32 protein-coding genes and 1 pseudogene are annotated in these 23,619 nt (G+C 39.4%); 7 read left to right on the forward strand and 26 right to left on the reverse strand.

Annotated elements, in window-relative coordinates; all coding sequences use genetic code 11:
- Window positions 1–138: 138 nt before the first annotated feature.
- From G630_RS24715 to G630_RS0112700, 6 genes are all read right to left on the reverse strand, one after another.
- Window positions 139–321, reverse strand: a complete 183-nt coding sequence (locus G630_RS24715) for a hypothetical protein (protein WP_155831982.1) — start codon at window positions 319–321, stop codon at window positions 139–141.
- Between the two features lie 5 nt (window positions 322–326).
- Entirely contained in the window at window positions 327–836 is a 510-nt protein-coding gene (locus G630_RS23660; protein WP_155831983.1) for a hypothetical protein, read from the reverse strand.
- A gap of 96 nt (window positions 837–932) precedes the next feature.
- On the reverse strand, window positions 933–1,376 hold the full coding sequence (locus tag G630_RS25735) for a J domain-containing protein (RefSeq protein ID WP_049946204.1): 444 nt from the start codon (window positions 1,374–1,376) through the stop codon (window positions 933–935).
- A 144-nt stretch (window positions 1,377–1,520) separates the two neighbouring features.
- A complete protein-coding gene (locus tag G630_RS0112685) occupies window positions 1,521–2,585 on the reverse strand; it encodes a YcxB family protein (protein WP_026498788.1) in 1,065 nt (354 codons plus the stop codon).
- Window positions 2,586–2,848: 263 nt separating this feature from the next.
- A complete protein-coding gene (locus G630_RS0112690) occupies window positions 2,849–4,009 on the reverse strand; it encodes a hypothetical protein (RefSeq protein WP_026498789.1) in 1,161 nt (386 codons plus the stop codon).
- Between the two features lie 228 nt (window positions 4,010–4,237).
- On the reverse strand, window positions 4,238–4,489 hold the full coding sequence (locus G630_RS0112700; RefSeq protein WP_022763570.1) for a hypothetical protein: 252 nt from the start codon (window positions 4,487–4,489) through the stop codon (window positions 4,238–4,240).
- A 114-nt stretch (window positions 4,490–4,603) separates the two neighbouring features.
- Here G630_RS0112700 and G630_RS0112705 point away from each other — a divergent pair, with 114 nt between their 5' ends.
- Both G630_RS0112705 and G630_RS0112710 read left to right on the forward strand, forming a co-directional pair.
- Entirely contained in the window at window positions 4,604–5,218 is a 615-nt protein-coding gene (locus tag G630_RS0112705; RefSeq protein WP_026498791.1) for a hypothetical protein, read from the forward strand.
- A 401-nt stretch (window positions 5,219–5,619) separates the two neighbouring features.
- Window positions 5,620–5,916: a leucine-rich repeat protein gene (locus G630_RS0112710; RefSeq protein WP_196805790.1), complete on the forward strand. Its 297-nt coding sequence runs from the start codon at window positions 5,620–5,622 to the stop codon at window positions 5,914–5,916.
- A gap of 83 nt (window positions 5,917–5,999) precedes the next feature.
- Here the strand turns inward: G630_RS0112710 and G630_RS0112715 are convergent, their stop codons facing one another.
- The 5 genes from G630_RS0112715 to G630_RS0112740 form a co-directional block, all read right to left on the reverse strand.
- Window positions 6,000–7,034, reverse strand: a complete 1,035-nt coding sequence (locus G630_RS0112715) for a hypothetical protein (RefSeq protein ID WP_026498793.1) — start codon at window positions 7,032–7,034, stop codon at window positions 6,000–6,002.
- 138 nt (window positions 7,035–7,172) lie between these two features.
- On the reverse strand, window positions 7,173–7,319 hold the full coding sequence (locus tag G630_RS24720) for a hypothetical protein (RefSeq protein WP_196805791.1): 147 nt from the start codon (window positions 7,317–7,319) through the stop codon (window positions 7,173–7,175).
- A gap of 203 nt (window positions 7,320–7,522) precedes the next feature.
- On the reverse strand, window positions 7,523–7,825 hold the full coding sequence (locus G630_RS0112725) for a hypothetical protein (RefSeq protein WP_026498794.1): 303 nt from the start codon (window positions 7,823–7,825) through the stop codon (window positions 7,523–7,525).
- A gap of 38 nt (window positions 7,826–7,863) precedes the next feature.
- Window positions 7,864–8,679, reverse strand: coding sequence for a helix-turn-helix domain-containing protein (locus tag G630_RS23670; protein ID WP_026498795.1), 816 nt, complete (start codon window positions 8,677–8,679; stop codon window positions 7,864–7,866).
- Between the two features lie 252 nt (window positions 8,680–8,931).
- Entirely contained in the window at window positions 8,932–9,441 is a 510-nt protein-coding gene (locus tag G630_RS0112740; RefSeq protein WP_022763553.1) for a type 1 glutamine amidotransferase domain-containing protein, read from the reverse strand.
- A gap of 195 nt (window positions 9,442–9,636) precedes the next feature.
- On the opposite strand from G630_RS0112740, the gene G630_RS24725 reads away from it, so the two are divergent.
- The gene (locus G630_RS24725; RefSeq protein WP_022763552.1) at window positions 9,637–9,804 is read left to right on the forward strand and encodes a hypothetical protein; all 168 of its coding nucleotides are present in this window, start codon (window positions 9,637–9,639) and stop codon (window positions 9,802–9,804) included.
- A gap of 56 nt (window positions 9,805–9,860) precedes the next feature.
- Window positions 9,861–10,013, forward strand: coding sequence for a hypothetical protein (locus tag G630_RS24730; RefSeq protein WP_022763551.1), 153 nt, complete (start codon window positions 9,861–9,863; stop codon window positions 10,011–10,013).
- Window positions 10,014–10,430: 417 nt separating this feature from the next.
- On the opposite strand, the gene G630_RS0112755 is transcribed toward G630_RS24730, so the two are convergent.
- Window positions 10,431–10,643, reverse strand: coding sequence for a hypothetical protein (locus G630_RS0112755; RefSeq protein ID WP_026498796.1), 213 nt, complete (start codon window positions 10,641–10,643; stop codon window positions 10,431–10,433).
- Window positions 10,644–11,150: 507 nt separating this feature from the next.
- The gene (locus G630_RS0112760) at window positions 11,151–11,993 is read right to left on the reverse strand and encodes a hypothetical protein (protein ID WP_026498797.1); all 843 of its coding nucleotides are present in this window, start codon (window positions 11,991–11,993) and stop codon (window positions 11,151–11,153) included.
- 288 nt (window positions 11,994–12,281) lie between these two features.
- On the opposite strand from G630_RS0112760, the gene G630_RS0112765 reads away from it, so the two are divergent.
- Window positions 12,282–12,959, forward strand: coding sequence for a hypothetical protein (locus tag G630_RS0112765; protein ID WP_026498798.1), 678 nt, complete (start codon window positions 12,282–12,284; stop codon window positions 12,957–12,959).
- Between the two features lie 71 nt (window positions 12,960–13,030).
- On the opposite strand, the gene G630_RS0112770 is transcribed toward G630_RS0112765, so the two are convergent.
- The 9 genes and pseudogenes from G630_RS0112770 to G630_RS0112810 all read right to left on the reverse strand — a co-directional run bounded on the left by G630_RS0112770 (window position 13,031) and on the right by G630_RS0112810 (window position 18,491).
- Window positions 13,031–14,428 (reverse strand): ATP-binding protein, encoded by a 1,398-nt coding sequence (locus G630_RS0112770; protein WP_026498799.1) that lies wholly within the window; start codon window positions 14,426–14,428, stop codon window positions 13,031–13,033.
- 100 nt (window positions 14,429–14,528) lie between these two features.
- Complete coding sequence (locus G630_RS0112775) at window positions 14,529–15,065, reverse strand: histidine phosphatase family protein (protein WP_026498800.1); 537 nt, start codon at window positions 15,063–15,065, stop codon at window positions 14,529–14,531.
- 3 nt (window positions 15,066–15,068) lie between these two features.
- Window positions 15,069–15,728: a GDSL-type esterase/lipase family protein gene (locus tag G630_RS0112780; RefSeq protein WP_022762933.1), complete on the reverse strand. Its 660-nt coding sequence runs from the start codon at window positions 15,726–15,728 to the stop codon at window positions 15,069–15,071.
- Window positions 15,729–15,743: 15 nt separating this feature from the next.
- Window positions 15,744–16,079, reverse strand: a complete 336-nt coding sequence (locus tag G630_RS23675) for a hypothetical protein (protein ID WP_196805792.1) — start codon at window positions 16,077–16,079, stop codon at window positions 15,744–15,746.
- Complete coding sequence (locus G630_RS23680) at window positions 16,025–16,504, reverse strand: hypothetical protein (RefSeq protein WP_155831985.1); 480 nt, start codon at window positions 16,502–16,504, stop codon at window positions 16,025–16,027. Before G630_RS23680 ends, G630_RS23675 begins: the two co-directional genes overlap by 55 nt.
- Before the next feature lie 88 nt (window positions 16,505–16,592).
- The gene (locus G630_RS0112795) at window positions 16,593–16,838 is read right to left on the reverse strand and encodes a hypothetical protein (RefSeq protein WP_022762936.1); all 246 of its coding nucleotides are present in this window, start codon (window positions 16,836–16,838) and stop codon (window positions 16,593–16,595) included.
- A gap of 221 nt (window positions 16,839–17,059) precedes the next feature.
- Window positions 17,060–17,191: pseudogene (locus G630_RS24270) on the reverse strand (carboxymuconolactone decarboxylase family protein); the annotation flags it as partial.
- A gap of 181 nt (window positions 17,192–17,372) precedes the next feature.
- Complete coding sequence (locus tag G630_RS24275) at window positions 17,373–17,687, reverse strand: PspC domain-containing protein (protein ID WP_044959273.1); 315 nt, start codon at window positions 17,685–17,687, stop codon at window positions 17,373–17,375.
- A 285-nt stretch (window positions 17,688–17,972) separates the two neighbouring features.
- Window positions 17,973–18,491: an LURP-one-related/scramblase family protein gene (locus G630_RS0112810; RefSeq protein WP_081667923.1), complete on the reverse strand. Its 519-nt coding sequence runs from the start codon at window positions 18,489–18,491 to the stop codon at window positions 17,973–17,975.
- Between the two features lie 49 nt (window positions 18,492–18,540).
- Between G630_RS0112810 and G630_RS0112815 the strand changes: the two genes are divergently transcribed.
- A complete protein-coding gene (locus tag G630_RS0112815; protein WP_022762938.1) occupies window positions 18,541–18,810 on the forward strand; it encodes a type II toxin-antitoxin system Phd/YefM family antitoxin in 270 nt (89 codons plus the stop codon).
- A 122-nt stretch (window positions 18,811–18,932) separates the two neighbouring features.
- Here G630_RS0112815 and G630_RS0112820 read toward each other — a convergent pair whose 3' ends face one another.
- From G630_RS0112820 to G630_RS0112835, 3 genes are all read right to left on the reverse strand, one after another.
- Window positions 18,933–19,409 (reverse strand): hypothetical protein, encoded by a 477-nt coding sequence (locus G630_RS0112820; RefSeq protein ID WP_026498803.1) that lies wholly within the window; start codon window positions 19,407–19,409, stop codon window positions 18,933–18,935.
- Between the two features lie 381 nt (window positions 19,410–19,790).
- Window positions 19,791–20,369 (reverse strand): hypothetical protein, encoded by a 579-nt coding sequence (locus G630_RS0112830; protein ID WP_026498805.1) that lies wholly within the window; start codon window positions 20,367–20,369, stop codon window positions 19,791–19,793.
- 186 nt (window positions 20,370–20,555) lie between these two features.
- Window positions 20,556–22,106 (reverse strand): GH35 family beta-galactosidase, encoded by a 1,551-nt coding sequence (locus G630_RS0112835; protein WP_026498806.1) that lies wholly within the window; start codon window positions 22,104–22,106, stop codon window positions 20,556–20,558.
- Window positions 22,107–22,233: 127 nt separating this feature from the next.
- On the opposite strand from G630_RS0112835, the gene G630_RS0112840 reads away from it, so the two are divergent.
- On the forward strand, window positions 22,234–23,043 hold the full coding sequence (locus G630_RS0112840; RefSeq protein ID WP_026498807.1) for a helix-turn-helix transcriptional regulator: 810 nt from the start codon (window positions 22,234–22,236) through the stop codon (window positions 23,041–23,043).
- Window positions 23,044–23,109: 66 nt separating this feature from the next.
- Here G630_RS0112840 and G630_RS21820 read toward each other — a convergent pair.
- On the reverse strand, window positions 23,110–23,619 hold a 510-nt coding region (locus G630_RS21820), incomplete at its 5' end, for an IS200/IS605 family accessory protein TnpB-related protein (protein ID WP_155831986.1).

The following is a 23,619-nucleotide window of genomic DNA, read 5'->3' on the forward strand; positions in this document are numbered from 1 at the left end:
CATCTGATGTTTAAAGTATATTTGAATCTATGCTCAGAATATATATCCACAAAGAGGAAAAAACAGCCGCTATTTTGCTAATATCGAGAAGTATTTTTAATTGTAAATAAGCAAGGCTACACGTATACTAATTCCTTATTAATCTTTTATCCTTAAATTCAAAATAATCATCACAATCATGCAGAGCACAAGCGGTATGCATCCATCTATATACCCCTTAACGTATGGGAGCTCGTAGTAAAGGATATAGCATATGAGGCTTATCATGGACACCAGTAAAATGACTGCGCCGTAGATAGCTTCTTCTGAGGGTGACGCCATACCTGTCACCGCAAAGAAAAGCCCGGAGGGTCCGGAAGCAAATGCTCCATAAATATCATAGGATGTGCCGTGCAAAACGGCGTTTCCTTCATGTACATTCCCAATGTTTCGTCATTATCATCGATACAGACGACGGATCTTGGATCTATATCAGGAAACAGCTTTTTGACAACACTCGTTACAATCTTTGGTTTCTCGGAAGCATCAAGCGTATAGTAACAATGGTCAATAGGTATTCCATATAGCTTTTGGACCATTTCTGATTTCCAGGCCTCATGTCCGTGTGGCTCCCTTGATATGCAGAATATCCTGTCTGTTCCATGTTCCTGAATATATCTGTATACGGGCTCAAGCCTCCTGCAGTCCGCATATATGTTTATATCCCGAAACTCCGGTGTGAAGTCAAGTTCATGATGGGCATGATATTCCCCATACGAATAACTCGTAAGAACCCCATCGATATCCAAAAATACAACAGTTTTTTTGTCGTGTAATATATCCCAAATCTTGTTCATCTCATCTCTCACTACTTTATTATTTATATCAAAATTATAGCGCATAATTCATTCAGAATCATGCGCTGGATATCTTGAAAATATATGAATATATCATTAGCCTAGAAAAAGTAACATTCTAAAAAGTATAGAAACAAACTGGTAAATGACGAACCATTTGATTATCCTTCCAAAAATTGACGGTCTGTAAGTATTTGCAGGCGTATTACCCCAGTTCCAGCTATACGTGTAATTGTATCTTCTCTGTCTGTTTCGCTGTTTCAAATACTCTTCAAAATCCACATATTCTGCCTGATCGTTATAGGCGTTTTGCTGCTCATACGTCTGGCCGGCAGTTCTTTGCTGCCATGAATCCGAGCTATGAGGCTTTGAAAGGATATCGTATGCCGCATTTATTTCATTCATCTTTGCTGAAGCCGCTTCATCATTTGGATGAAGGTCAGGATGATACTTTTTGGCGAGATTCCTGTATGCTTTCTTTATTTCCTCATCTGAGGCTCCCGACTGAACTCCCAGTATTTTGTAAGGATTTGACATCATAGTTTTTCCCTCATTTTCTTGTGCTTGTTCTTATACTGAGTCTAACCTTTTTTCAGAACAAACAACATATCCGATACTGCTAAAGGATATGCGCTATTATTCCTTTTTCGCAATTATCTTAAGAATAGCCACTCTTTCACCTGTTCATGCCACTTTAGACTTGAGCTCCTTCAAAAAGGCAACCATTTCGTTTGAACAGTTCGCTTTTCTGACGTTTATAGCCTGATTATCGCTTACAAGAATATAGAAATTATTATCAGTTTCAAATATCCGATATATCTCATCATAATTTGCCTTAAGGCTTCCCACATTACTTATTTGTTCAAGCTTATCATTGTCAAAAGTAATTATGGCCGCAAAGTTTCTCAGCATCTTATTGCTTTCATAATTTTTCCTGCACCTGAAATTAAAAAGGATATATAAGAGCAAAGGAATGGCAATTACCAATATAATACTCTCTACAGCTAACCTCATGGAATGTGCGGGAAATGACATAGCAAAGGCTGCAAAAAACATAACCTCAACGAGCACAAGAATGTAAATCAAAGATTTGTGTTCGTTCTTTATGAGGAGCCAGTTGAAATCTTTTATTTCATTCAATCCCCACTCAACCCTTGCTTTATGGATAATATCAGTTCTTGATTCCAATGAGCTGCTTAGTTGCTCAAAATCTACCGCTTCAGGTGTGCCCTTACTATTCTTATTATTTCCAACTTCCTTTTTCAGTTTCTGCAGGAATGCAATCAGTTCATTCGAGCAGTCGGATTTTACAACAAAGAATGCCTGCCCACTGCTGATAAAGAGATAGATATTGGTCTTCGTCTCAACAATCTTATATAAATCACTGTATTGGATTTTTGACTTCCCCTTTTCTCCATCAGACTCCATGTAATCCTCATAAAAAGCGTATGAAAATGTATTTCCATGGTTCATTTTGTAGCTTTCATAGTTCTTTTTTACTCTTTTGGAAGCAAAAATATATGTAAGGATAGGATAAAAGATCAGCACAAGTGAAAAAATAACCACATTTTCATAATTATTCGTGACTATCCCATTGATAATAAAGCCAATCACAATTGCCACAGCCACAGCAACTGCAGCAATTCCTGCCTTATTTTTGTAAAATTGAGTCGCCCAAAAAGCTTTTCTAGCTTCCTCATATGTATATTTGACTTCTGTCTTATAGGGCATACCGCTTACTCCTCCCATTTTTTATTTCCCCTTTTTTACTACAATGTAGACCAGTGCCTTATCGTGGTTACAGTGGTGACTATCGCAAGAACGACAACTATCGCCCACAAGACATCTATCACGACATCGCTGTTAAAACCATGTATCGTTCCATTCACATATGAATTCATGCATTCCCTTAAGACATATATGACCGGGATTGCTTCAATAATCCAAAGTGCTGTACTTGCAAAAACCAAATAGGTTCTCTTTAATGCTCTTATCTTTCTTTCCTTCTATGCTCAGTTCTCCGCCCAATTCACATCTTTAATCGCATACTTATTGGTCTGAATTATCTTTTCGGAAACTCCGGTTTCGATATCATATACAAAGACTTGGGAACATCCGACAGGCACCATATCTTTGTAATACATTATGTATCTGCCATCCTTTGAAATACGGATTATGTAAGCCCCTCCGTTATCACGTGTATCCGCACGTGTCCCTTCAAGAAGTGTCTCCGTTTTTCCGGACGCAAGGTCATACCGTACGATTTTATCATTTCCGTTATATATTATGGATTCTCCATCAGGAGAGATTTCGAAATCATCGATCCATCGCTTCTCCTGCAATATTACAGAACACTCACCTGTCTCAATATCAAGGCAATAAAGATTATTAGCGACATCTTCATTATAAGTCTCACAGGCAATGAAAAATGCCTTTTTCTCATCTTCTGAAACACAGATTTTCAATATTAAAAAATGACCTGGATTATCAGTTGGAGCCTTCCCTATTAGCAAATAAGAGTTGTCTGCAGGTATATATTTAAATATCTTATTATCGTTGGAATAGTATACAGCGGTTTTGTCCGCATTATAGAACAGTTCCAGGACATCTGCGTCCTCCCCGCTAACAGTATCCGGCATCTTGTATGGCTCATCCGGTTCATACTTGAATTCTTTTTCACTTGTGTTTGTAAATGTATTTGTGCTGCTTTCCCAGCGAGCAATCACAGATTTTTTATCGTTGTTAGCTAACCAAGTGCCGGTAATTTCAATATCGGGATATTTAGAATAATCTACCTTTTGCCCGTTTTGCCTGTTTTGTCTATAGAAAACGGCACAAACTATCACCGCAATCAAGCATATAATCACAGACACCGTCAATATCAGGCGTTTTCCATTAAAGAATCCTTTTTTCGCAAGAAAAGCTATTCCACATATAATCAAACCTACTACTGCATATATAGACAAAATAGGTAAAATAATTTGAAAAACAAATGCCGTTACATGAAAATCTGCAGCAAATATACCTACAAGCAAAAGAACAAAAATAAGTCCCAGAAATGCCAGGATCGGGATATACACTTTTTTCGATATCTTCTTTTCACTTATGAACAAAAAGCCAATAACCGGCATAAAAACCAGGATTATGCATAATATCAGGTTTAAAAACTGCATTCGTAACTCCTCGTAAGTAGTAGTATTGTGGCCAGTATATATTTATTGAACTGTTTCATTATCTGCCTGCTCCAATCAGCTGTACAAAGCGCATACTTCCACCATTTTTGCATTATAATCATAAGAATAATGCAGATTATTGGGACAAAAATATATCCGGATGAGCATATATCATAAAAAATTTTGTCAGTCATTTATCATCACTTCCTTTTTACTTAGAAAATATACTTAGCTACTCATATTTTCACTATTTCTTTTCTTTTTTCTGTGGGACACCACGCAACAAATTACAATAATAAGTACTCCCACAATCAAGGTAAACGGAAGAATTGTTAATAGAATTGGGCCTAAAAAATATGGGATAAAGAGTTGAAAAATGAAGGCTATAATATGGAAATCAGCCGTCATTAAAAATACAAAAGAAGCAAGAATAATTATTCCGAAAATTAATAGTACCCACTCAACAATTCTTTTTGTCATACTTTTCCTCCCCAAAACTTTTGATATGTACCATATTAACCTGCACATATCTGCAATTATACTATCAGTCCTGCAAAATAGGAACAAATAAGCCCCTAAATTAAAGGGCTTAGGATGACCACTGACCGTTATGCAGACATTAATAAAGTCTGCAAATTTGGTGACCATGGTTCAATCCTGAATGTAAACACACTGTTATATAGCAGGTATCAGTTACATGCTACAGAAAAGGATTATAACTATATAAAAAGGATGGCTGATGCTGACAATCTTGCAATTGTCCTTAGAGAAACAGATGTAAATGAAATTGAGGAAATCATCTCCGGGTATGAAGAAGTTGGAAGTAAAGCTATTCTGTTCATCAAAAACGCTAACCGAGTTCTGCAGATGAATGATACCCCTAAAAATCTGCCTCATGAGATCATCTTTTTTACAAATGAGAATCTGAGCTTTGTTCTTGACTGCCTCTGTGAGAACGCTGTATCCAAGACTAAACCCAAGCCAGTTGCTCCGATAATCAAGGCGACAAAAATAGTCGAGCCTGAGCTTACAGATGATGAGATAAAGAATATCTACCCCGAAGGTTGCACAGTTACTTATACCAAGTATGGCCAGGGTATCGTAAAATCTGTTTCTACAGGCAGGATCACAGTTGAATTTGCTGACTCTGTTGAAAAGATCCTTGGTGCAAAAATCTGCATTAAAAATAAACTACTGACAGTCGCCTGACAAAGTAAACCCCTCCGATTTCTATAAGTCGGAGGGGTTCATAAATATATTGAGCCGGGTCTATTCTGTTTTTATTTATAGAGATCTTCCAATGTCAGCAGCTTCACTTTATCCTTATACGCATGTTCTAAAACCCATTTTGAATATCCTGACAAGGAATACGCTCCTTAAAAATATATCAAATATATTTTAGTAAAGCATGCGCCTAAAGTCAATTTTCGGGCATATTATGCCAGTCTTAGGAGTGTCACAATACCCCAAAATGTAAAAATAAAATGAGATAGTCAATCACAAGTGAAATGATCCGCCTGTGATCTGCACAAACAGACCAAGAAAGAATGTCGCTTGCGACATTCTCGCGCCGAGCGCGGTTGCTGAAGGCAACATATTCCTATGTGCTTGTGCCGTCAACAGTCACTACCATGGGAGATGATGTATTCCAGAACTGTAAAAATGTGACCTCTGCTCGTGTGGAGACCAATTTCACAGCACTTCCAGAAGGATTGTTCTGGGGATGCTCTAACCTGCAGACTGTCCGAATACCTTCTGTTTCAGAAATAGAGGCATTTGCGCTCTATCAGTGTTCCAACCTTACCACCATACAGTATGGCGGTAATCAGACACAGTGGGATGCCGTGGTTATAAATTCCTACAATGACAACCTCAGGACAAAGAATATTGTATATAATGCACCGTAAAAAATACCGTCAGAATCATTTACCATAGTGTTCAAAAACATAGGCTGGCAACTCGTGACAAGTTACCAGCCTTCTCTCATTTTTTATATTCCATATGGCCAGATTTTGTCTGCCAGAGTCTGTCTGTTTTCTTTGTCTGCCCGTTCTTCCATATGCATATCATGTCCGGAAAAGCTTATCTGTATAGCTTCAAGATCAAGCGTCATTTCCGCCCCATCTTTCATTCCGTAATCTATCAAATAAAATATGCCATCTTCCCTTAATTCAACATCTCTTACCATATAATAGTCTACTTCAGCAGACAGTATCTCGCCGACTCCCACTAAGCCCGCGGCACCATCCTCATCTACAGCCCAATGCTGCTCCCATCCGCTTCCGGACCAGGTATAGAGTTCACAATTCGATGCTATTGGCCCTCCGGTCGAGTCAGTGATGTGCACTATCAGTATCTCGTCAACATTATCGTAGTCAAAATCCCTAAATGAGATCAGTTCACCAGTGTTTGGATACATTGGATATGGAGCAGACACAAAACTGATTCCATTGCCAAAAGAAAAACTATATATACACCCATCCCCGGTATGGCCTATAACCCTGGAAATATGATCTGTGAGTCCATCTCCATCCAGGTCAATATCCTTGTATTTTTCAGGGAAAGCTTCTCCAAGATCCACTCCACCATTTTGCGCATATTCTTCATTTTGATTTACAGTACAGTTAAATAGAGCATCTGTTATGCTTTGATCCTTACAAAAGTCATAAACCTCGCTGGGTTTATATGTTCCTATTATGGCCGGTTTACTCTCATCCTCCTTATAAGGATCTTCCATCTCTGATTCAGTCGTCTCCTCTTCAGTATTGGCATCAGACATGCTTTCAATACTATCTTCAGGAGCGGCGGAATCCCCTTCTTCTGCAGGATCTTCACTTTCCACTATAGGTTCTTCAGTTTCCGCTATAGTTGTTTCTTCCAAAGTATCACTAACAGTTTCTGTTGTTTCGCTGGATTCTGTAGGTGCCTCAGAACCTTCCACGCTGCTTCCTATACCACACCCGCTTAAAGAAAGCACCAATAATGGTACAGCCGCCAGTTTAAGAATAGATGTCTTGTTTCTCATATATACCCCCGCACAATTTAAGTTGATATTACATGCTCTCCTCAGAGCAATTTCCAAATATAATTATTACTCATTAATATCAAATACACCAGCGATTAAGTATCAAACGACTAATCTTTTGCAACCTCTGTGCCTTTATTAAATGGTTTCCATTGTATGCCTGCCGGTTCGAGTATTTCCTCTGAAAAAAAGAGCTCTTTCCTCACTGTCAGATATTTTCTGAGGTTCCTGACCCTCATAGGTAATTGTGATAACATCTTCATCGTAATCACCAGGATAAATCACTTCCCAAACTCTCTTGGCTCCATCCTTCGAATTAAAAGTATACGCCGTAGTTGCAAAATCAAATCCATCTATCCAAATGTCATCGCTTGGCAGATATCCGGTATAGGTACCTCCAGCAGTAACTACACCATCCTTAATTTAATAGATAGTATATGCATGCCTATTTTGATGTTTTACAACTAGGGAAATCACCTGAATGCAGTTTAGACTTCTGCATATCCATTGAACTCATTCAATTTGATAAATGAATAGATTATAGGGCCCTCTATCACAGCATCTTCTTTCTCAATTCCAATCGTTGAAATAAAGATGGTTATCATAGTAGTCCCTTCGCCAGACCAGCATTCCAGAAAATAAGGACGTCTTCCGATCGCACCGCAATCCCATCCTATATTGATATCCCCGATATTATTAACCTTGGGCCAGTACCTTCGCTCATGGTCGATCATAGGATAGTAAAAATCTGCATTGTTCCGATAGTGCTGTAAAAATTCTACAGGTTTCATAGTTACAACCCTCTCTTCCCGAATCAGACAAGATACAATCACAGCAGTCTTTTATAGATATCAAGCATGCTCTCCATCTGGTACTTTAAAAGCCATGCTGCATTGTTATATTCAGTAGTATCTTTTATGGTCTTCAGCAAAACCGGATAATACTCTTCCGTTTCCTTTATCATTCTGTATATTCTGTCTCGGCTAAGCCCCCATGACATTGTCGTAAGATTATTGCATCTATCCATGCACTTAATGAGCGAAGCTTTGGGATTTCCGGAAATTGCTTCATAGTAGCTGCTTATGATCTCTGCCCGGTTCTGATCATTTGTCTTTTCACATGACAACAGGCTTACCAGTCCTTTTATCTCATCGTCAACCGGAAGGTCATCCAGTTTTACAGAACAGTCTTCAATTACATCATGCAGAAGGCAGGCTGCTATTACAGCATCATCCACTATTCCCATGGATAATGCATGACATGCCAGGTTCAGTGGGTGATAGATATACGGAATCGATGAATGCTTTCTGCTTTGTCCTTCATGGGCCTTTATCGCATAATCAACAGCTTTTAACGTATTGGGAAGCTTGAAATTCCTGGCGGTTGTCTTTACATAAGTCTTCATGTGCTCCCAATCGTAGATGGCTTCTTTCGTCTTAAATGTATTGTTCTTCTCTTCTGCAATTGCAGAGACTGATACATCAAAAAACTCCGCCAGCTTGATCAGTTTTTCAGTATCCGGTTTATATTCGTCTCTTTCCCAGGACGATACGGCTTGAAAAGTAACTCCAAGCGCATCTGCAACCTGCTCCTGAGTATATTTCCTGTCTTCTCTTAAGCCCTTTATATTACTACCTATGCTCATCTTTACCCTCCCTGCTATTTATGAGAGTTCTCTGCCTTACAGTTTAATGATACTTCTATATTCACTATTATTTTAGCGAGAGCAGCTTTATGTTTCAATTAATTATTCAAGCTGTACTTGAGTTTAAATTCGGGGTGAAAATGGTATTTCATATGATGATAATTCCGGGGAAAGGTGCTGCCAGGCATAAAAAACGGGTTCTATTCATGCTAAACACGAATAGAACCCGTTATATCATTTGATCGAAGCTGATCATTGCCTTTGCAGCACATCCACAAGGGCTTTCATGTAGTCCGGGATATCCGGTGGTCTCCTTGCTGATACAATATTCCCGTCAACAACGCATGGCTCATCGAGCCAAATAGCGCCTGCATTTAAAAGGTCATCCCTTATACCAGGAGTACTTGTGACCTTACGTCCTGCTAAAATACCGGCAGAAGCAAGCACCCATCCTGCATGACATATCTGCCCGATGAGCTTGCTGTCATCATTCATCTCCCTTATTATCTGTAGGACATCCGGAAAACGCCTTAGCTTATCAGGCGCCCAGCCCCCAGGGACGAGGATACCATCATAATCCTTTGAGTCAACATCATGAAATGACAGGGATACTTCACACGGGACTCCATACTTTCCATGATAAAGTCCCGGTTTTTCCGCTACCAAGTCAACCCTGCATCCCGCTTCCCTAAGGCGCATGACGGGACACCACAGTTCAAGATCCTCAAAATCATCGCTGACAAGCTGAAGTATCTTCTTCATAGGCTTCCTCCTTTTTGCTTCAGTTCTTATATGCTCTCTTTAATGTTCTCATCTCTCATTTCCTTCTTAAAACCATTATACATTTTCTTTCAGCTTTTTTTATAAATGTTTTATGCCCTTATCGCACAATGGTCACATTTAGAAGCTAATATTTTCAAAACAAGAAGTCTATTGTCAGCTTAAGAGGGAACAGTTATGGCAAAGATAATTCCATTTAATAAAAACGATCCAAAAATAATAGATACAATCGAATTCAATGGGAAATATACAGATACTGCTGCGCTTAGGCAAAAGCTTTTAATTGCAGGCGTTCTTTTCATAACCGCCGCTGTATTTGCCTGTATACAGTTTTTCCTGTTCTGACAGGAAGTGATTCTTCATGAATAAAAATTTGCAACTATATGAAAAGGAGAACGCCTATGAGTGATGAATTCAGAGAAAAAGCTATTGGAGTTATAGTAGAATTTGGTCACGGAAATGCCGATGAACTAAAGGCTCTTTCAGATAGTGACCTTCTGAAGAAGTACTGCGAGGTGACCGGAGAAACAGCTGATGATTATAAAGATGCATAGTGCCAGCCGCTTCCAGTGAAAACGCCCATCAGAGGTGATTAATTGGCGAGACCAGACAACAGCAAGCCATGCCAACGCTCGTCATCATCTGGTCTCTGTGTTTTCCTATGTGGAGGCTGTTATTCGCTCCTTGTTATATTAATTCTATCTTGCTGCAACCGGATTTCCTAGTACCAAAGTTAAGAAAAACAGCTGGTTTTGAAAGTAATATCCAATTGCACTTTCAAATTTACAGTCTGTTATCGCAATACCGTGCGATATGCTAAAAAGCAATTGTTTACAAAGATATTCTCCTAAGAATAAAATAAATGATAGTATTTCTAGTTTATGGATATAGCTCCGGTATACTGCATATCTCCCATGGAATGGGTTGGATGACCAGTGCAGAACCCGGAGCTTTCCATTTTGCTTAGTCTCTTAATCTTCTTCTGATGATCTTACAACAACCCTGCCGCTTTCCCTTTTTTCCCTGATCAGATAGGAAATCCCCATGAGAATCTCGGCAAAAGCAACTCCAAATGACGTCAGATACATTACGGTGTTTTTACCACCGAGGAGCCATGCTATCCCCATCAGTAGAAAAGCACCTGCTATTGTAAATGCTGTCTCACACAACTTTTTATTTGCCATTATTTTTCCCTCCCAAAAAACTGATTTCATACGACTTCTTTAGTATACTCACCCTGATATCCCATAAAAATACCTTCTGTTGCGATATCATCAGATATATATTTCTAACCCGGCGATTTACAGAGATGTCTCGCAGGAGGATTTCACACATTTTACACAGATCGGTCACTTTCTCTTACGATTTTATCTGTATCATATAATCATAAAGAGAACAAAAACATCTCTTAACCCCCTCATAAGAACACAAACTTTTCTTCATTAAAACCAGGCTGGAGCTTACGTGACAAAGCTCCAGCCTTCCTCATTAATCTGATAATACCCTGTAATGGATTATTGTTGCTGCAAGGAAAATAATTGATCCGGTTTATAAAACGAGCCCCTCAATATGAGGAGCTCATGCTTTTACTTTATGTGAATATCAGATGAAAGTTATTTGACCTTAACCCTCTTTGGAGTACTCCAATTGGAATATACCTTTTTATTCAAAGTAGTAACTGGCAACAGTTTTCATGCTGTCGGAAGAGCATTTCCGAATTCGTCGTTAAGGGTCTTTGCAAGTTCCTGGCAAGCAACTGCATCAAGTCCTGCCTTTGCCAGCTCCATTCTTGTATTCATCTCGAATGTGATCTGGTTTGAATTCTTGCACGCTTCAAGTACGGCCTTGGCATAGCTGCTGTTTGCTGCACCCAATACCTTTTTTATCTGTGCAAGCGTAGGGATTTTTACAGCTCCTTTCTTGGGTGCAGCCTTAGGTGCTTTTTTCTCTTTCTTTTCAGGCGCGTTTTCCTTTTTTGCCGTATAGTCTGCCAGCTTATTTGTGATCATGGGCCTTCTCTTTCGAGGCTCTGATTCCTTCTTCATCTCTCCTGCTTCAGACTTTGCTACATTTTCTGATGTTTTTGCAGTCTGTTTTTTAGAAGGAGCTTTCTTCTCCTGCTTCTTTGCTGCCTTCTCCTTGGTTACCGCAGTCTTCTTTTCTTTCGTCTCAACTTCTATGTTTACCTTTTTGCGGGGCTGCCTTTTTGCAGAAGTTTTGATCCCTGTAAAAGGAGAAAGTCCTTTTATAAGAACAGCATCATCTGTATAGATTTCATATTCCTTTTCGGTTGCCGTGAGCTGACCTATGAGCATCGCCTGGGCAATGCGGAGCATGGTTTTTCCTTCTGCAGAACTATCCTTAATATCAGGAAGGAGCTTTACCTCCATATTCCTTAACATCTCATTCTGATAAGCAGACACCGGTATCGAATCGTTTGCTGATGCTATGACAATAACCCTGTCCTTAGCAGTATCCTTACTATTTAACTTATCCGGGAAATAACCCTTGCTGAGAATTATGATATGTAACATGTATGCCTCCTGATAATCTGTGCTATACTCAATAGAACAGAATTTAAATATATAATTTCTAAAGAATATCTATAAAATACAATAGCATAAATTTGCACCAAGCCAAAGAATAACGTTCGATATTTATAAACTATTCTAGTTTATAAATCACAGCCAAAACTATCATACAAAATGATTAGTAGCTCTTTTTTAAACTTTTCTTAAGAAACAAAAATACTATTGAAAGCAACTTTCCGTTATTGTAAGATACTCTCCTGCACATTTTTGAGAAAAGGAAGTAATAACGATATGGAAAACCAATTGTACTCTTACGAAGAAGCATGTGAACTGATTCAGGAGAAAGGGCTTAAGATGACCACTGACCGCTATGCAGACATTGATAAAGTCTGCAAATTTGGTGACCATGGTTCAATCCTGAATGTAAACACACTGTTATATAGCAGGTATCAGTTACATGCTACAGAAAAGGATTATAACTATATAAAAAGGATGGCTGAAGCTGACAATCTTGCAATTGTTCTTAGAGAAACAGACGTGAATGAAATTGAGGAAATAATCTCCGGTTATGAAGAAGTCGGAAGCAAAGCCATTTTGTTCATCAAAAACGCTAACCGGGCTTTGCAGATGAATGATACCCCCAAAAATTTGCCTCATGAAATCATCTTTTTTACAAATGAAAATCTGTGCTTTGTCCTTGACTGCCTCCGTGAAAATGCTGTATCCAATGCTAAAACCAAGCCAGTTGCTCCGGTAGTTAAGACAACAAAAATAGTCGAGCCTGAGCTTACAGATGATGAGATAAAGAATATCTACCCCGAAGGATGCACAGTTACTCATACCAAGTATGGCCAGGGTATCGTAAAATCTGTTTCCACAGGCAGGATCACAGTTGAATTTGCTGACTCTGTTGAAAAGATCCTTGGTGCAAAAATCTGCATAAAAAATAAGCTCCTGACAGTCGCCTGACAAAGTAAACCCCTCCGATTTCTATAAGTCGGAGGGGTTCATAAATATATTAATCCAGCTCTATTCTGTTTTTATTTATAGAGGTCTTCCAATGTCAGCAGCTTCACTTTATCCTTATCCGCATGTTCTAAAACCCATTTTGAATATCCTGACAAGGAAAAGAACAAAAACTGCACTTCCTCATATTTTCTGTCTATAAGCCCCTTCCTGTCCATCAGGGCTTCGTAAATGCCTTTATCGATCTGCTCATTCTTAAACTTGCATTCCCCGATAAGTGCTTTATTACTGGTATTATCTATTCCAACGACATCGATATCCGAGGGCTTTCTGTCATGACCATTCCCCCACCATTTACCGGCATTTGTCACGAAGCAGCCAAGCTCTCCATCCATTCCCTTTAACAGGACATAATATCTGCACATGTACTCAAATATTTCACCCATAAACTCGTGCAGCTTGTCTTTGACATATTTTTGGTAGTAAACATCCCCCCTGCCCATCTCTATTGCAGTCCTTGCCATGGACACAAACCTGTACCAGAAACGGTACATTCCATCTGTTATTTCATAGCTTACTTTCTTCTTGTTCTTTTCATCTGTTATTGCAAAAACCTTGGATATTACGCCCACTGTCATAAGATTCTTTAGGACATAGGATAACGTAGCCGTGGATTCATGAGTTCTGTCAGAAATCTCATTAACCTTATTTGCCCCGTTGGAACAGGCTTCTATGACCGAATTATATGTGTTGATTGTCCTGAATTCCTGAGTCAGAAGGTTATGAGGCTCCTCAAATAAATATCCGGAGGAAGTAAAATAATTGTTGATGATATTCTGATCCAGAGAAAGCCTGTCATCAAATAATGAGAGATATTTGGCGACTCCGCCGGTAACACCATACACAATAGCCTTTTCCTCTGCGGAATACTTCGGCACAAATTTGGCCGAATCCAGATAGTCGAAGGGCTTTAAGAAAATCTGGTTAGTCCTTCTTCCAAAAACAGGGCTCTTTTCACTAAGGATTTCCTTTTCCATGAAGCTGATTGCAGATCCGCAGATTATCAGATAAATGTTCTTTTTTGCAAGAATGGTATCTATCGCAATCTGAAACCTGGATAAAAAGGACTCATCTGCCTCGGCAACATAAGTAATCTCATCAAGGGCAATGATTACCCTTTCATCCTTACATGTATTCCCCACAAATTTGAAAAAATTCTCAAGGTCGCTAAATTCTGCGCCTTCAAGTTCTGGCGCTATATCATCAATGAACTGCCCGCCCCACTTTCTGACATTGTCCTCCAGGCTTGTCTGCGATGCCACATAGTATGAAGCTTTTTTATCCTTTATAAATTCAGTGATAAGCCTGGATTTGCCGATCCTTCTTCGCCCGTATATTACTGTCATCTGAAAGCCGGGCTTGTCATATGTTTCATTAAGTATCTTCAGTTCCTGCTCTCTGCCAATAAACATAATACGCTCCAAAAAACATCAAATATGTTTTAGTTAATTATCTTTTACCAAAATATATTTTAGTATAATGCCCACATAAAGTCAATTTTAGGGCATCTTCTCAAGAAAAGTCATACCTTTTTATCTCACAGTTTTTTACGCCAAATGACGAGAACTCCTCGTTATCCATTTCCCTGAAATATGACTCCACGATTCTTGCAATACCATTATGCGCAACCAGGATATATGTCTTGTCGGATGCTTTGATGTCGTCCAGAAGGTTGTAAATCCTCTGAGCAAGCTGCAGCATGGATTCTCCCGATCCAAACCTGCTTGCCATATCCTTTTTTGCTTCATGGAATTCTTTGCCATCCCTTGCCGTGGATTCATATTTTCCAAAATTCTGCTCGATGAGCCTTTCTTCAATTCTCATTGGAATTCCCGTGATCTCAGAGATGTGCCTTGCTGTTTCAGAAGCCCTTACCAGTGGAGATGTCAGTATCTCATCTGCCTTTATCCCCTGTTCAAGAATTTTTTCTGCTGTTTCCACCGCCTGCCGGTGTCCAAGATCTGTCAGCTCTATATCGGTAGCCCCGCATATCTTATTCTCTACATTCCAGATCGTCTGTCCATGTCTAATAAAGTAAAAATGTCCCATATATCACTCCATGATGTATTTCTTCATATTTTCAAAAACAATCTCATATGCATCCGGCCACATATGTATCCCATCTACTGAAAATTCTTCCCTGGTCTGACCGGTTTCATCTGTCAGGCCTTTGTTTACGTCTATGTATTCATACCCAAACTCTTCTGCCAGTTCTTTTACAGCTGCATTTGCCTTTTCTAGCCTTTCAAGCCTGAGCCTCGCCGCCTTATCAGCATCAGGCCATGGCTGCCTTGCAGCAACTGTGACGTTGACGGGATAGTACGCCATAAGATACACCTTTGTTTCTGGCAGCCTTTTTCTGATCCCACTAAGGACAGAACGGTAGTCTGCTATCAGCATTTCCAAAGTTTCATCCTCACGGCTAATGTCATTTGTCCCAATGTTGATAAATATCTTTCCAGGCTCAAGGTCGAATATCTGCTCATCCATGGCATCAAGCATCTCCGGTATCGTATATCCGCCAATTCCTCGATTGTATATTATTTTGTCAATGCCGTGTGTCATTGCGATCTCATTGACCGGGAACTGTTCCATCAGGGATGAACCGGTAAACAGTATCTGCCCCTTCACCACATTCCTGTTAAGGCGCCTGTATCTTTCGAGCTTCTCGTCTTTCTGTCTCTGGAACATGTTTTTCACGAATTCTTCCATTTTTTATCAGTTCTCCTAACCTACCAGCCGTTTTACTGTTTCCTTAGCTTCATCGCTAAAGTCTTTCATACCATATTCTCCGTATTCGCACCCAATATGGGTAGCTTCTATCTCATCTACGAGGATCATTTTGCCGCCTTTTTTGTCATACAGTTTTACAGTTCCATAGCCGGTTCCACCATTCCAAAGCCTGTTATGGAGCTTTTGTCCGTCAGGAGCTTCATAGTTTATTAGCAGCATGTCCTTTTTCAAACAGTGTATTTCTGTCTCCATTGCAGCCACTATATTCTCCTGCCTTACATGCCATATGACTTCGTCTTCTTTTTCCTCAAAGCTGAACTGTGTCTGCACATGAAGATGTAGCTTTGAAAAGTTGAAATCGTATTCCTTTCCTTCGTAGTAGAATCCCCCAAGAAGTCTTCTGTCCAGCGGGACGAAGTAAATTTTAGGTCTTCCTCCTCCGATATGGAGATGCTTCCTTTAAGGGCCGTTTCAGAAGCAAAGCAGTCCCCTGCCTTTATCTTATACGGTGCTTTTCCGTGTATCTTTACATCCTTAAGTGAAAAGAATCTATGAAGCTGGCAGGCATCCTCTCCCCAGGTTCCGGCTTTGACCATTAGATATGATGGTTTCTTCCCCTTATTTTTGTTTTCGGAAAGCTGCCCAAACACTGGGTCCTTCTCAGCAAGCGTGACAATAAGATGAAACCAGAAGTTCGCTCCTTGATACATGGAAAAAAGCCCATAGATCGGTCCAAGAAAAAATGCTATTGTCATGAATGTAAGCCCGAGACATACACAAGCCATGAACTTTATCTTTTCTGTTTTTCATAAGCAGTCAGAGCCAAAACAACATCACACAAATTTAGTCTATAGTCTCATCATACAACTCAAGTTCTTCATCTTCTTCATGCTTTGGCACAGCGTGACTTCTAATGGTCTCCCTGAACCTGCTTTTTACGCGCTTTTTTGCCTTTTTCCTTATGATATGGATAAGGATGCCAATAACGACAGGAACAAGAACTATAGCTCCTACCTTTATTCCAAGCTTTATCTTAAGCCACATGAGCTCTTTCTTTTTCTTTTCGATGGCTTTGCTGATTCTTCCCATAAACACCTCCATCTGTATGATCTGCATATTTAACCTTAACATATTTGATCTAATGCAAAGGCTTTGGAAATATTAAATTTCTATAAATACTCATATTTGCAAAGTAATGGATTTTCAGATTCACACAAGAAACACTTTGTCTTCATACGCATAAAATCCGGATTCTAAGAGACAAGAATCCGGATTTCCTCATTATTCCATGTTTACTATTCCATTTAATTGGCTTCATAGACTTCTTTTGCCAGTCGAAATGCTGCCCAGGCTTTAGGCCATCCTGAATAGAATGCTGCATGCGTTATCACAGCCACTATCTCTTTTTGAGTAACACCATTTTTCTTTGCATTCTCAAGATGATCTCTGCCTGCTGTCTGAACTATTTTCTCTGCCATACTGATTCTCTCCTTCCCATCAGATAGTAAATGTCGCACCAAATGCCATTATGGCTTTTCTGTTACACATATTTATACAGGAAAGTCTCTCCAAAAGCTGTGAATATATCTTCTGAACAGCTGCATCTCTCTGTCCTTTTCTTCCTTAGATGCTAAAGCCTCTGATCTCAGAGTTATCTGTAAAAGGCTTAAAACCAACGGGTTCGCTTGTTTCATAATAGTCATTTGCCGAGTAACTGTTTTCTTTCTTCTGGTAACCGGTGGTTTTTGCACTCTCTGGTGCGTCATCCATTACGATAGCAAGGATGATATAAGGAAGGATTCCAATGCCGGTTGTAAATAAGAGAATTAAATAGATTACTCTTATAATTGTAGGGTCAATCCCAAAATACTCTCCTAAGCCACCACATACACCACAAACCTTCTGATCTGCACTTTTTCTAAGTCTTCTTTCTCTCATAACCTTTCCCTACCTCTGTATGACATTCCACTAGGCTCGAAAGAACCTCGCCAAGTGGCCTGCACATCGCTTCCTTTGAAGCAACTCATTGTTTATGAGATTATTCTAGGATTATTTGCCCTCCCAATAAATGTTCATTTAGGCAAAAACGGCATATCTATTTTTCTTTTAGAGCATTTTTCACATCACATCCCGCATAATTTCATATAAAAAAGCAAGCCCTCTCACAAAGATAACGGCCTGCTATGTCCAAACGATATTTTTCATTCTCCGTGATTTAAAGATTTAATTTGATGATCCTGCTGATGCTGAAGTACATGCTGTATCTTCTCTATCCTTTATCATATGCTGCAGTGTAATGAGAATAGCGACTACTGCTTTTTCATGTTCGGGTTTATAAATATCAATACAGTATTTATCATGAATTGAAAGCATCTTTTGGGATATTACAGCGATGATATCACCATTCCCATCATATAGCTCAAAGTTTAATCCCAGGATGTTTCCTTTAAGCTGCCAGCCAAGACCTACAATATTTGTAATGTCCTTGATTATATGCAGGATCTCATTTGATATTTCAAAGGAAGCCCCTTCTGCCATGGTAACAAAATGACGTTCATGGAGAGTAAAAAACTTCCTTTCTATGTGGGCTACTCTGTTCCCTGATGCATCATAAATATCTGTCTTATCATGGATTGAAGGGAACTGTGTCTCAGCATGATATACCACATTCTCAGAAGAATCTGTTGCTGTTATTTTGCCAATAACGGGAACATTGTTACATTGTAGATGACATAGTAATATTAAGCTGTAATATAGTCACAATATTGCTATGTAAACCGGAGGTGTTTAAATGCAGACACTAATAAGACCTTCTGCAAAAATAAGGCAGAATTATAATGAGATATCTGCTCTGTGTAAAGAAACAAAATCCCCAGTTTTCCTGACAAAAAATGGCGAAGGAGATCTCGTTGTAATGGATATTGAAGCCTATAATGAAAGGGAACGTACCCTTGCACTCAGGGAAAAACTTGTTGAAATAGAAGAAAAAAGACTTGCCGGAAGGCCAGACTTTAATGGCCGCGGTGTCCTTGCAGAATTGAGGTCGAGACGCGATGGTTAACTACACTGTTGATATCTCGCTCGCTAAGAATGAATAATGAACCTGTATTGAGTCTTCAGGGTTACAAACGAGGAATACCGTGTTTGTAACCCTGTTTTTTTGACGCTTTTCTTCACACAGAATCATTCATCCTTTACCATATCCATCAACTTATCTACTTCCTCGTGTTCCTCTGACTTCTGTTTTGCTGCCTGAGCCATCTTATCCTTCATGACAGCCTGCATGATAAGCCCCTGATCCTTGGCAGAAAACATGCCTATGCTCATGAGAAGATCATCAATGTTATCTCTGTTCACAAGCAAACTCCCGCCTTTTGACAATTTTACCCTGATGCAGTTGCGTTCATCAGAGCAGTTTCCCAGCTCAAGAGTATTATTTTTATGGTTACAGACAAAAACAGCACTCTTGTATGATATAAATCCATTTTGGTCTGCCAGATCAAAATATTCACATGGTCGCTTATCCTGAACATAGTCCTGTACTCTACTATTAAAAATCTCCAAAAATGTCGATCTGGAAGCCTTATTGTCGTCCGGTTTTAAACTGTGAGTATAAATATGCCGCTGAGTATCTGTATCCTTAATCCCTTCTATATTCATCCGCTTACCTCCAATACACAAAATGGTAATAAAAAGCCAGACCCTGGTGGATCCGGTCCATCACCACCAATGCCTGGCAATCCCTTGCTATTTTGTTTATCGGATATATTTTCATAATAGTTTACAGCATTCTGCTTGGCATAACCGGCTCTTGCATCAAATCAATTGATAAGAATGCATTTAAGAAAGGAACCAAGACCATTCTTAACATACGCTCAACCAATGATATGAAATATGGAAAAAAGGTTAAGAAACTTCTTAATAAAGCAGGCATAAAAGTAAAAAAAAAATTTATACCTACTAGCCTTTAACATCATCCAAAAAAGCATCCAACGCCCCGCAATCCAGATTATTACTGAGGTTGCGGGGCGTTATTGTTTTCTATTTTTGTGATAAAAATCCAATTCTACCGGTTATTAATGCCTCTATCAGCAGTATTGTTCCCACAGAGACACTGGCAGTAGAAAAATCATCTCTGATGTTAAGAAAGACGGCTATAACAACAAGAAAAATCGTGATGATCGCACATGCTATTTTTATCTTTTTCTGATGTCTCTCATCTTCAAAATCAACAGCATATATGACAAGTCCAAGGCTGATACATAGCGCAAGCGTGCCGATGGCTGCTCCTTTTCCTGTTCCGCCGCTCTTATATAGATACAAAAGTCCGATGAACTGTATGAAAACTGAAGCAAAGAGCGATGCCACTGTTGCTATTTTGCTGCCCAGATCACTTTTTACCTCCGGTACCATTGCAGCAAGCCTGAAAATACCCACAACGTTCAGGAAAGTACCTACTACAAACAATATCCAGCCTAAAATACCCATATCATCTGGCATGGCGAAAAACAATGCGCATCCGATTATGATTAATGAGATGCATAGCATTAACTCTGATAACGAAAAAGTGGGTTTATTCTTTGAATACTTTTCTTTAAGTTTTTCTAAATCGATTCCCATATACCGTAAGCCCATTCTCATTCTATTTTTGCGCAAACCGCCAACACTCTCCCAGCTGAGCTAATGCCCCTTGAAGTCATTATATCAAAAGAAAATGTACTTGTATCAGAAATCCATAAAGCTGCTGATACACTACTGTTTTAATAGCAAAAAATAGAACCCTCCAAGTAAGGAGAGTTCCTAATATTAATACTTATAAACTTCTATCAGCTTACACTCTGGCATTGCGCCAAGTGAGATCGTCATTACCTCATCACCGTTGAGGATACGACCGCACTTCCATTCTCCGTTATCAAAACGGCCTTCTTCATATCTGAGTATTCCAACTGTGCAATTTTCGCCGGGAAGTGGATGGAATCTAAAACTACAATTTGTACCGGCCAACAGGAATTTATCATGTTCAATTTCGAATATCATACCGCCACCTACAGGCTTTAATCTCTCCCTATGGGCATAGGAAACGTGTATATTATACTCTTTAAACGCAAGATAACTCCCGAAATCAGTATCCCTATGCTGGACAAAGCTTTGAAGCTTATCGCTTCCACGGTATTTTATAATAAGAGGTTTTAGTTCCTCAATCAGCTTATAGGTCCTTGCCAGATAATTCTTGCTCCCTGCAATATCAAACGCGGTAGGGTCAATATTCAGAGCAATCATAACCTCCATCGGCGGACTATTGATCAGCTCTGGATCCATGGCTAATTCTTCAATCCCAAACGGTGAATAGCAAATAGCATTGTGCTTTCCAAAAGCATAAAGGCAATAAGAAGCTGTTACAGCATCTTTGCGTACCTCAGGAATAAACAATGGATTCCCTTCATAATGATATTCATCCATCACATCAGGAACATAGGAAACATATATATCCGGTGCAAGTGCAAACAGCGACGGGGCTGCTGCTTTCCAGATTTTATGCATCTGTGTAACAGGTCCTCCGCTTGGATATGATCCTGCATACCAGGGATACTGTTTAAGCCAGGCATTAGCATAGCACGGCAGAGGATACTCTTCTCTGCCCGAAGCAGTTATCACTTCCACTGCTTTAGCAAAGTGATACGCCATGAATGCCTCCTCTGCATCTCTTTTGAACACATCTCTCCAGGTTCTTTTTTCTGATGTATCATCCTCACTCAGTTTTTCAAATAACGCATCAGGAATGCTTTTTTCAAAAGCAGCCTTAGCTGCATCTGAGTAGTCACAGGCTGTACCTAATAAGCCAATTTCATTTTCGACTTGCATCGTTATGACCGTGCTCTCTTCTTCGTCATAGTTCCTGAGAAATTTCATCAATTCCTTAAAGGCCCTGGCATCCTTCTGCACAGCTTCATCACATAATGGTGAAATAGTATTTACCAGCTCTCCGTTCACCTTTTTAACGCGGAAATATTTCTCTGTGTCTTTTTTCATCCATCCGGGAACGTACATTGACTCTGCATTTTTCCATAGCCCAAACCACAGAAGTATCAGTTTCATTCCATTATCCCTGGCCTGATCAATAATTCCCCGAACCAGGCTAAAGTCAAATTTTCCTTCCTGTTCCTCGACTTTTTCCCAATATACAGGTACAATGACCGAATTCATATTCAGGTCTTTCAGATACGGCCAAACCTGCTTCTCCATATACTCAAGATCACTGGCACTGGAATTATGAATCTCACCGGCCAGTGCAAAAAAAGGCTGTCCATGAACATAGAGTGTATCAATACCATTATCTTTTCTTATTTCAGGGATCATTTTTCTTCTCCTTCATCTGTTTTAAATGTATGTATTTACAAGGTAATTATATTATTTTGGCTTGACCGGTTCATCAGATTATTATTATATTTATATAAGAATAGTCCGATATTTAAAGGAGTTTTTTATGCTTTATTCATATCCATCACATGTATCACAAAACAATCATCCACTTTCCATAAATCTTTTAGGAATGATGCATAATCAGGAACCGATAAATCGTCCAAACGGGCTTCCATTCTTCCAATGGTTCTATTGTGAATCCGGACGTGGAAATGTAATAATCGAAAACAGAAAATCCATTCTGAATCCCGGGGAGGGTATTCTTATATACCCCGGGATCAATCATTCTTATAATGCAGTCGATGATTCGTGGATCGTAAGTTTTATTGGGTTTTCAGGAGCAAATTGTCTGGAAATATTAAGGTCTTTACGCATGCAGGAATCAGGCGTTTATCATTTTAATCATGAAAATCCATTTTTACGTTATGAAAAACAAATTCTGGAGATAACGCATTTGCCAAAATCCGATCAAAGACATCGACTATCTGTTATCTGCTATGATTTCCTCCTGACGCTTTCGGAAAACATAAGATTCATCAGCACATCGGAAGAAGTTGCTGATTCTGGGACTGTACGCAAAATACTAGAATTTCTGGAAGATCATTACTCTCAGACAATAACCATAGATGACTTGGCAAGAACAGTTCATCTGTCCAGGGCTTATACCCAAAGTCTGTTTAAAGCCGAAACGAAAACTACAATAATGCAGCATCTGACTTCAATACGCATTAATCATGCCAGAAATCTACTGATACGATATCCTGAACGTCCCGTCTATACTATTGCTTCAGAATGCGGTTTTAAGGATGCCAGCTATTTTGGGTATATATTTAAAAAACAGACAGGCATTACGCCTGCACAATTTAGAAAATAGAAAAGGAAATACTACTGCATAGGCAATGAACTACCTCCACCGACTCTGCGTCGGAAGATGTTTCTGTTATGCCGCAGAGCGGCATGAACCTTTGGGATGCTTAACGCATCCCAAAGAACAGGGCATGTCCACTATGCCCCTATCCCATTGGGTTACCTTTGGGAATACTTTTCTTAAGATATTTGCAGCTCCATTTATGTCTGCATTTGTTATTGTCCCATCGTAGTGCCTGTAAAGTCCACGTTTTATCCTTTTTCCAGAAAAAACATAGTCAGCATTACTTCCCTTTTTATACACAGGAATCGCATCCATCGCAAGGAAATCCGCTTTGGATGTATAGCTCTCTTCCGTAAGTGCAAACCTTATCCCGTATTCAGCAAGCTTATATCTTAGCATATCTGCAAATATCAGCATTGGTATCTGCACAAAATTCTGGTTACTGATATGCCCCATACCCGCTTCCTGTTTCTGGAATACGTTATGCCCCATCACTACTGCATCTACGTGGTTATCCCTCGCATAGTCTGCTAGCTGTCTGCTTATCTTATGGAACTCATCCTTTATGCGCCTGTTGCG

Origin of the sequence: Butyrivibrio sp. WCD2001 (genome assembly GCF_000424485.1) — a bacterium.
GTDB lineage: Bacteria > Bacillota > Clostridia > Lachnospirales > Lachnospiraceae > Butyrivibrio.